General features: G+C 56.6%; 5 protein-coding genes, 1 tRNA gene and 2 pseudogenes. 6 read left to right on the top strand and 2 right to left on the bottom strand.

The window, feature by feature from the left end:
• Positions 1–81 precede the first annotated feature (81 nt).
• Positions 82–450 (bottom strand): DUF6538 domain-containing protein, encoded by a 369-nt coding sequence (locus tag PYV55_RS16360; protein WP_407066818.1) that lies wholly within the window; start codon positions 448–450, stop codon positions 82–84.
• Between the two features lie 97 nt (positions 451–547).
• Positions 548–638, bottom strand: a tRNA-Ser gene (locus tag PYV55_RS16220).
• Positions 639–916: 278 nt separating this feature from the next.
• On the opposite strand from PYV55_RS16220, the pseudogene PYV55_RS16215 reads away from it, so the two are divergent.
• The 6 genes and pseudogenes from PYV55_RS16215 to PYV55_RS16190 form a co-directional block, all read left to right on the top strand.
• Positions 917–1,186 (top strand): annotated as a pseudogene (locus tag PYV55_RS16215) (integrase core domain-containing protein); the annotation flags it as partial.
• Positions 1,187–1,513: 327 nt separating this feature from the next.
• Positions 1,514–1,717: a methylation-associated defense system helix-turn-helix domain-containing protein MAD1 gene (gene mads1, locus PYV55_RS16210; protein WP_031672511.1), complete on the top strand. Its 204-nt coding sequence runs from the start codon at positions 1,514–1,516 to the stop codon at positions 1,715–1,717.
• The gene (locus PYV55_RS16205; RefSeq protein WP_275853290.1) at positions 1,717–5,007 is read left to right on the top strand and encodes an SNF2-related protein; all 3,291 of its coding nucleotides are present in this window, start codon (positions 1,717–1,719) and stop codon (positions 5,005–5,007) included. The genes mads1 and PYV55_RS16205 overlap by 1 nt, the downstream gene beginning before the upstream one ends.
• Positions 5,004–5,705: a DUF4391 domain-containing protein gene (locus PYV55_RS16200; RefSeq protein WP_275853288.1), complete on the top strand. Its 702-nt coding sequence runs from the start codon at positions 5,004–5,006 to the stop codon at positions 5,703–5,705. Before PYV55_RS16205 ends, PYV55_RS16200 begins: the two co-directional genes overlap by 4 nt.
• Before the next feature lie 38 nt (positions 5,706–5,743).
• A complete protein-coding gene (locus PYV55_RS16195; protein ID WP_275853286.1) occupies positions 5,744–7,849 on the top strand; it encodes a site-specific DNA-methyltransferase in 2,106 nt (701 codons plus the stop codon).
• Between the two features lie 10 nt (positions 7,850–7,859).
• Positions 7,860–9,167 (top strand): annotated as a pseudogene (locus PYV55_RS16190) (DEAD/DEAH box helicase family protein); the annotation flags it as partial.
• Positions 9,168–9,271 lie beyond the last annotated feature (104 nt).

Below are 9,271 nucleotides of genomic sequence, written 5' to 3'. Positions count from 1 at the left end.
GCCGAAGATGTAGACTTATCCACAATCCAGACAGCCATTTGACCGTCAATTCAGTGGCTCAATTTTGGTTCGGAAGCCGGCTCACTTTGTTTCTGGAATCAACAGTGTCTGGTGCGTCTGTTGGTCAAGTGCGTGCATTGGTGTGATCCCGTTGCTGTACTTGACAAAAAAGTCTAAACACATTTTTCGCGCTTTTGCCAAGGCGTGGCATCGGTGCGCAGTTTGTGTCGAGCGGCGCAGCTCTTTGGGCAGTTCCGGGTGTCGCTGCCGCAACGCGGCGGGCACGGTCAGGCGCCAATACCAGATGCCATTGGGGCCTTTTGCCAGGTGCGAGGCGCTGAGGCGGGGTGCCCAAGCCTGGGCCGCCGGTGGCAGAACGTCAATGTGCGAAGCTGTAAGGGGAGCCGTGGGCTGCTCGGAGCCTGGTCCACCAAGAGGGTCTGAGAACATGCTGAACTGAGCCGAAGTTGGATGTTGAACATGGACAACTTCGAAGTTCAGACGCACAAAGAAAAAAGTCCTTGAAAATCAAGGACTTAGTTCATCGTGGCGGAGAGGGCGGGATTCGAACCCGCGGTGGGCTATTAACCCACACACGCTTTCCAGGCGTGCGACTTAAACCGCTCATCCACCTCTCCGGAAAACTTATTGATTATATCAGTGTAGAGCCACATTGCCTGAACTGCTCCCCCAAGTGGACGCCACGAGGTTTGTAATGTGAACTGGCCCCATCCAGTGGACGCCACGAATCGCGCTGAGCGTTATCCATGGACGGGCGGTTCGTTCGCTTGCGACGAACCGGGAACCGGCCGTCGGTGGGTAACGCGGTGCTCTTTGGCAGCGATGACTTGCCCCTGGGGGATTGGGCCCGCCAGCGCCTCTCAAACTCTGCCGGGCAGAGGTTGCCCCGCACATCCAGGCGGCGCTCGAGGGCTACGGGATGCACAACTCCATGAGCCGCAAGGGCAACTGCTGGGACAATGTACCCACGCAGAGCCTGTGGGGCAGTCTGAAGGTCGGCAGACCGTATGGCAAACGGTTTGCCACCCACCGCGAGGCGATGGACGAGATCATCGACCGGTTGACGTTCTACAACCACCGGCGACTGCACTCCACGCTGGGCTACGTCAGCCTGATGAAGTTCGAAGCCAACGGGCGCGCGGGCCAGCTCAGCAAAGCCGCGTAACCGAGTGGCTATGGACTACGGCGGACAGAGGCAAGGCCAGTCAATGGTTGCCCTTGCCCGCCCTTGCTGTGTAAGTGCTCGATTTACCAATGAAAAAGGCCGCCAGGTGGTGTTCCTTGGCGGCCTTTGTTTGGGTGGATGGTGGTGGAACACGGAACCGAACCCGCGTCCGTAATCCGAGCCAGATAGTAACGCCTTGGCCATGAGGGCGGGGATTCAACGATTTGGCCGTTCTTTTCTTCGCCTAGCCTCTGGCCTAGTTCGCCGTCATATGGGAAAATTGGCAACTCTTGGCAATCCCTATTCATCATCGGCAAAGGCGAGACGATGGCAGACCCGGAAGGTGAAATCCTGACCCTGGACGAGGTGGCCGCCTACTTGAAGGCTGGCAAGCGCACCGTCTACCGCCTCGCGGCCGAAGGCAAGCTTCCCGCTTTCAAGCTGGGCGGCACGTGGCGCTTCCGACGCAGCGACCTTGATGAGTGGATTGCCGCCAATCTGACCAACAAGGATTCGGGGGCAAGCGACTGATGGAACTGATCGACAACATCAGCCGGTTGCTTGGCGACGATCTCAAGAAGACCCTCCGGCCAGGCGCACGCCTGAAAGTCGCGGCCTCGTGCTTTTCGATGTACGCCTTCGAGGCGCTGAAAGCTGAGCTGGAAAAGGTCGACGAGCTGGACTTCATCTTCACCTCGCCCACCTTTGTTGCCAACGAGGTCACCGACAAGATTCGCAAAGAGCGAAAGGAATTCCACATCCCCAAGCTCGACCGGGAGCGCAGCCTCTACGGCAGCGAGTTTGAAATCCAACTGCGTAACAAGCTGACCCAGCGGGCGGTGGCCAAGGAGTGCGCAGAGTGGATACGGCGCAAGGCCAAATTCAAGAGCAACCGCACTAAAGCGCCGATGCAGCAGTTCGCCTGCGTGCAGGCTGGCGGCACCGACACGGCTTACATGCCCCTGCACGGGTTCACCGCTGTCGATCTCGGGTACCAGCAAGGCAATGCGGTTTCCAACCTCGTCAACAAGATGGACGAGGCACCCTTTGCTGCCACGTACCTCAGCCTATTCGATCAGATCTGGAACGACCCCGAAAAGCTGGAGGACGTGACGGCGCAGATTTGCGAGCACATCGCCTCGGTCTACCAAGAGAACTCACCCGAGAGCATCTACTTCCTGATGCTCTACAACATCTTCAACGAGTTCCTAGACGACATCGACGAAGACGTCCTGCCCAACGACCGCACCGGCTACCAGGACACGCTGATCTGGAACAAGCTCTTCAACTACCAGAAGGATGCTGCCACCGGGATCATCAACAAGCTGGAAACCTACAGCGGCTGCATCCTTGCCGACAGCGTCGGCTTGGGCAAGACCTTCACCGCGCTGGCCGTCATCAAGTATTACGAGCTGCGAAACCGGTCAGTGCTGGTGCTCTGCCCCAAGAAGCTGGCGGACAACTGGCTGAACTACAACCGCAACCTCAAGACCAACATCTTCGCCCGCGACCGGTTCAACTACGACGTCCTCTGCCACACGGATCTGTCCCGCACCAGCGGCGAGTCCTTTGGTACCCCGCTGAACCGCATCAACTGGGGCAACTACGACCTCGTCGTCATCGACGAGTCGCACAACTTCCGCAACAACGACGCCTACAAAGACAAGGAAACGCGCTACCAGAAGCTAATGCGCAAGGTGATCCAGGAAGGGGTAAAGACCAAGGTGCTGATGTTGTCGGCGACGCCGGTCAACAACCGCTTTACCGATTTGCGCAACCAGCTGGCTCTGGCCTACGAAGGCGACTCCGAGAACCTCACAAAGAAGCTGCGCACTGATAGAAGCGTCGAGGAGATTTTCCGAGGCGCTCAAGCAGCCTTCAATGCGTGGTCAAAGCTACCACCGGAAGAACGTACCGCGCGTGCGATCCTCGACTCGCTGGACTTCGACTTCTTCGAGCTGCTCGACAGCGTCACCATTGCCCGCTCGCGCAAGCATATCCAGACCTTCTACGACACCAAGGACATCGGCCAATTTCCCGAGCGCCGCAAGCCGCTGTCGTTCCACTGTCCGCTGACTGCGCGTTCGGATGTGCTGGGCTTCAACGAAATCTTCGAGCAACTCTCCTTGCTCAAGCTGGCCGTGTATGCGCCCATCAGCTACATCCTGCCCAGTCGGCTGAAGAAGTACGAGGAGATCTACGACACCAAGGTTGGTAGCAAAGGGACGCTGCGCCAAGCCGACCGCGAGAAAAGTCTGCAGGCCCTGATGACGGTCAACCTGCTTAAGCGGCTTGAAAGTTCGGTGCAGTCGTTCAGGCTCACGCTGCAGTCGCTTCGGGCCAACAACGAAGCCACCCTCGCAAAGATCGCCGCGTTCAATCAATCCGGCGGCGCGGTGACGGTGGGCGACCTCACGGAAGTGCTGGAAGGGCTGGATGCAGAGGACGATGAGCTGCCAATGCCCGGCGACGAGAGCGGCGAGATCGGCAGCAAGATCAAGATCAGCCTCGCCGACATGGACTTGCCATCCTGGGAGCACGAACTGAAGGTGGACTTACAGGTCATCGATGCCTTGCTGGCTTCGATGAACAAGATCACGCCGCAGGACGACGCCAAGCTGCAGCACCTCAAGGCACAACTGCTCGGCAAGATTGAAAAACCCATTAACCCCGGCAACAGGAAGGTGCTGATCTTCACCGCCTTTGCCGACACCGCCGATTACCTGTACACCAACCTCGCGCCGGAGCTGCTGGCCAATCTCTCCATCCACAGCGCCAAGGTCACCGGCAAGGGTGCGCCGCAGTCCACCATCAAGAGCGGCACACAGAAGCGCAGCTACGACTTCCAGGAGCTGCTCACGCTCTTCTCACCGCGCTCGAAAGAGAAGGCCGTGGTGCTACCGGACGAACCTCACGAGGTCGATCTGCTGATCGGCACCGACTGCATCTCCGAAGGCCAGAACCTGCAGGACTGCGACTACCTGATCAACTACGACATCCACTGGAACCCGGTGCGCATCATCCAGCGCTTTGGCCGGGTGGATCGCATCGGCTCGCCCAACAGCAGCATCCAGCTGGTCAACTACTGGCCCGACATTTCGCTCGACGAGTACATCAATCTTAAGGAGCGCGTCGAGAGCCGAATGATGATCGCTGACGTCACCGCCACCGGTGACGACAACGTGCTATCTGCGCAAGCCAACGACGTGTCGTACCGCAAGGAGCAACTGCGTCGCCTGCAAGAGGAAGTCATCGAGCTGGAGGACTTGAAGACCGGTGTCTCCATCACAGACCTGGGTTTGAATGACTTCCGCATGGACTTGCTCAACTACGTCAAGGCACACGGCGAGCTGAGCAATGTGCCCAACGGCATGCACGCAGTGGTTCCCGCCAGACCTGAGATGGGGCTGCGGCCTGGTGCGATCTTCACGCTGCGCAACCGAAATGCCAGCGTCAACCTCAACCAGCACAACCGCCTACACCCGTACTACCTCGTCTACATCAACCGCGAGGGCGAGGTCATCCACGACCACACCGAGGTTAAGCGCTTGCTCGATCTGGTGCGCACGTGCTGCAAAGGCCAGGACAAGCCCATTGTCGACGTGTGCCAGCGCTTCAATCAGGAAACGGCGGATGGCCGGAGGATGCAGCCGTACTCTGACCTGCTGGGGAAATCCATTCGTTCGATGATCGAGGTGAAGGAAGAAAAGGATCTGGACAGCCTGTTCTCCGGCGGCAAGACCACCGCGCTGACCGACACCATCTCCGGTCTGGACGACTTCGAACTCATCAGCTTCCTCGTGATTCAGGAGGCTGGATGAGCCAAGGTGCGAGCACACAACAACAAGCAACGCTGATTGCCTACCCCAAGCAGGCCGCCTTCGGGCGCGTTCTGCCCAAGAACAAGATCTACGAGCACAGCGGAGCCAACACCCGGCTCAAAGACCTGTTCGTCAAACAGGTGGAGCAGATCATCTGGCAGTACAAGCTGGCCCCGGAGACGATCAATCTGCCTGCGCGGCCCGGCGTGCCGGAAATACAGGTCTTCAGCATCCAGCTCAAATCCACCGAACTGCACGAAGACGTGCTCCGCTGCATTGATGGCGCGGTGCAGTTCCCGATCCTGTTTGAACTACACCAAGGCCAGGGCGATCAGGCGAAAACGCAGGCAGTGGCGGCTTACAAGCGCCCGAGCGAAGCCGATGCCAGTCGCTGGGTGCTGTCCGGCTACTTCGCTACCGACTGGACACCTGCAGCCACTGCTCGCACAGCCATGCCGTTGGCCCTCGACATGGCTCAACTGTACTCCGCCCTACTGCAAAGCCTAATGCCGCTGCCAGCACGCCCGCAGGAGGCATTGCCCGACTGGATTGCGCGTATCGAGCAGGCGGAAAGCAAGCGCCGCGAAGTCGAGAAAACCCAGGCGAGACTGGCTAAGGAAAAGCAATTTAACCGTAAGGTCGAGATCAACGCGACCTTGCGGCAACTGAAAACTGAACTTGAACAATTGAGCCGCTGAACCCCGATATCGGAAGCGCAGCGACCCGAGGACCGAACATGGACAAACTGAAAATGCACTCGCCCAATCTCACGCAAGACAACATCGCCCGCATTCGCGATCTGTTTCCGGGTTGCGTGACGGAAGCCAAGGGTGAAGACGGCAACGTGAAGCTGACGGTGGATTTTGACCAGCTGCGGCAGGAGCTGACCGATTCCATTATCGAGGGACCGCAGGAGCGCTACCACCTGAATTGGCCGGGAAAGCGCGAGGCCTTGTTGACTGCCAATGCACCGATTGCCAAGACGCTCCGCCCCTGCCGTGATGAGAGCGTGGACTTCGACACCACGAAGAACCTGTTCATTGAGGGCGACAACCTTGAAGCCTTGAAACTAATGCAGGAGAACTATCTTGGGCAAGTCAAGTTGATCTATATCGACCCTCCCTACAACACTGGGAAGGACTTCATCTACCGCGACAACTTTACGGCAACCAGAGAGGCCTTCGAGAAAGTCAGTGGTGACCGCAATCAAGAGGGTGGTCGACTAGTCAGTAACCCCGAAACTCGGGGTCGCTTCCATACTGACTGGCTCAATATGATCTATCCGCGCTTGACGCTTGCCAAGCGACTATTAAGTGACGACGGTCTCATTCTAATCAGCATTGATGACGCTGAGCAGGCCTCGCTACGCCGTATCTGCGACCAGATTTTTGGTGAGCAGAACTTCGTTTCACAACTGGTCTGGGAAAAAGGCCGAAAAAACGATGCAAAGTACTTTTCTATCGGCCATGAGTACATGCTCGTTTACGCCAAAGATGTAGTCTTTCTGCGGGGGCGCGGGGAAGTTTGGCGGGAGGAAAAACCCGGCGCAAGAGAAATTTGGTCTGAATTTTTGCGCCTCCAGAAAATTCATGGCGAAGACTACGCCGCAATGGAATCGGCGATAAGCCAGTGGTATTCAGACTTACCCAAAGGTCATCCATCCAAAAAATGGGCTCGCTATAAGCGCGTCGATAAAAATGGCCCATGGCGTGACCGTGATATTTCTTGGCCGGGTGGCGATGGCCCGCGTTATGACGTGATTCATCCAGAAACCAAGCAGCCGTGCGTTGTACCGGAGGCAGGCTGGAGATACTCAACCCCCGAGGAAATGCAGCGCCAGATAAAGCTAGGGCTTGTAGAGTTTCGCCAGGATCATACTGAGCCCCCATTTCGCAAGGCACACATTCGCCCAATTCCGGACGAAGCGATAGAAGATCAAACTGATGCTGACGAGGACGTCAGTGAAGAAGATGCCGACGCAGAACTTGCAACGCAGGTACGAGGCTCATACTTCTACAAGCAGTCCCAGGTCGCAGTGAAATATCTGCGAAAACTAATGGGCGCCAAAGTATTCAGCAACCCGAAAGACCATGAAGAACTTGCGCGTCTGATTGAATACATGACCCCGCTCGATAGAGAAGCCATCATTATGGATTTCTTTGCTGGCTCTGGAACAACAGCAGAAGCAGTGATGAGGGCCAATGCGGTCTATGGAACGAATCACCGTTTCATTCTCGTGCAGTTGCCAGAAAACCTTGAAGATGCCTTGGCATCAACAACAGGCACTGCCAAGAAGACCGTCCAGTCGGCAATCAAACTGCTCACGAAAAATGCTCGTCCGTTGTTGCTTTCTGAAGTGACAAAGGAACGAATTCGCAGGGCTGGTGCAGCTACGTTGAAGGATAGCTTGCATGAGCAGTGGAAGAAAGACGTTGGCTTCCGCGTCCTCAAAGTCGATACATCGAACATGGCAGACGTCTACTACTCTCCTGATGCGCTCGACAAAGCGAAGCTGGAATTGTTTGTCGACAACATTAAGCCCGATCGGACACCAGAAGACTTACTCTTCCAAGTAATGCTGGACTGGGGTGTGGATCTGAGTCTGCCGATCTCCAAGCAAATCATTCAGGGCAAGGACGTGTTCTTCATCGATGAGAATTCCCTAGCCGCTTGTTTTGATGCAAACAGCGGCGTCGATGAGGACTTTGTGAAGGAGCTTGCCAAGCGACAGCCCCTGCGCGTGGTGTTTCGCGACGCCGGGTTCAAGGACAGCGCGGTCAAGATCAACGTGGAGCAGATATTCAAGCTGTTGTCACCCGCCACCGAAGTGAAATGCATTTGAGGAGGTCGGGATGAAGCTAAAGTTCAAGACCCAGGCATACCAAACAGCGGCGGTGCAAGCCGTGGTTGACTGTTTCAAAGGGCAACCACTTGCGTCGACCGAATCCATGAGCTATCGCATTGACCCGGGTAAGGGCCGGCAAGGTGTCGAGGATTTGTTTAGTGGAGATGGCTTCAAGAATGCCGATCTAGTTTTGTCTGATTCGACCTTGCTCGCCAATATTCACGACGTGCAGCGCACTCAAAATCTGCCGCCGTCCGACACATTGGTCAAAACCAAGGTTGCCAAAGTCAATCTCGACATCGAGATGGAGACGGGTACGGGCAAGACCTATTGCTACATCAAGACGATTTTTGAGCTGAATAAACAGTACGGCTGGAGCAAGTTCATCATCGTGGTGCCCAGCATTGCCATCCGTGAAGGCGTGGCCAAGTCGCTGCAGATCACTGCCGAACACTTCCTGGAAGCCTACCGTAAGAAGGCACGTTTTTTCATATACAACTCCAAGCAGCTGCACCACCTGGAGAGCTTCTCGTCTGACGCAGGCATCAACGTGATGGTGATCAACGTGCAGGCCTTCGCCGCACGAGGAGCCGACAACCGCCGCATTTATGACGTACTGGACGACTTCCAGTCGCGCAAGCCCATCGACGTGATAAGCGCCAACCGCCCCATCCTGATTTTGGATGAGCCGCAGAAGATGGAAGGCGCGGCGACGCTAAAGTCGTTGGAGGAGTTCAAGGCGCTGATGGTGTTGCGTTACTCGGCCACCCACAAGACTACGCACAACAAGGTTCACCGCCTCGATGCACTGGACGCCTACAACCAGAAGTTAGTGAAAAAGATTGCAGTGCGCGGCATCGCGGTAAAAGGTCTGGCGGGCACGGCAGGCTATCTATACCTGCAGTCCATCGAGATCTCGAGCAAGAGGCCGCCGGAGGCGCGTGTGGAGTTCGAGCAGAAGCTGGCGGGCGGCAACATCAAGCGGGTTGTCAAGAAGCTTTCCAAAGGCGACAACTTGTTCGATCTGTCGAACGGGCTCGATCAGTATCGGGATGGCTTTGTCGTGGCCGATATCAACGCCAACTCCGACACCCTGAGCTTCACGAATGGCGTTGAGCTGACCGTTGGGGATGCGACCGGAGATGTTACTGAAGCCGCGCTGCGCCGTATCCAGATCCGCGAGGCCATCAAGGCGCACTTCGACAAGGAACAGGCGCTGTTCCAACAGGGTGTGAAGGTGCTCACGCTCTACTTCATCGACGAAGTGGTCAAGTACCGCGACTACAAGCAGCTCGATGAAAAAGGCGAGTACGCCTGTTGATTCCAGAAACAAAGTGAGCCGGCTTCCGAACCAAAATTGAGCCACTGAATTGACGGTCAAATGGCTGTCTGGATTGTGGATAAGTCTACATCTTCGGC

It is taken from the genome of Extensimonas soli (assembly GCF_029211265.1).
In the GTDB taxonomy this organism is placed as follows: Bacteria; Pseudomonadota; Gammaproteobacteria; order Burkholderiales; family Burkholderiaceae_C; genus Extensimonas; species Extensimonas soli.
The sequence above is the reverse complement of the archived record's forward strand: the minus strand, read 5'-3'. Positions and strand labels throughout refer to the sequence as shown.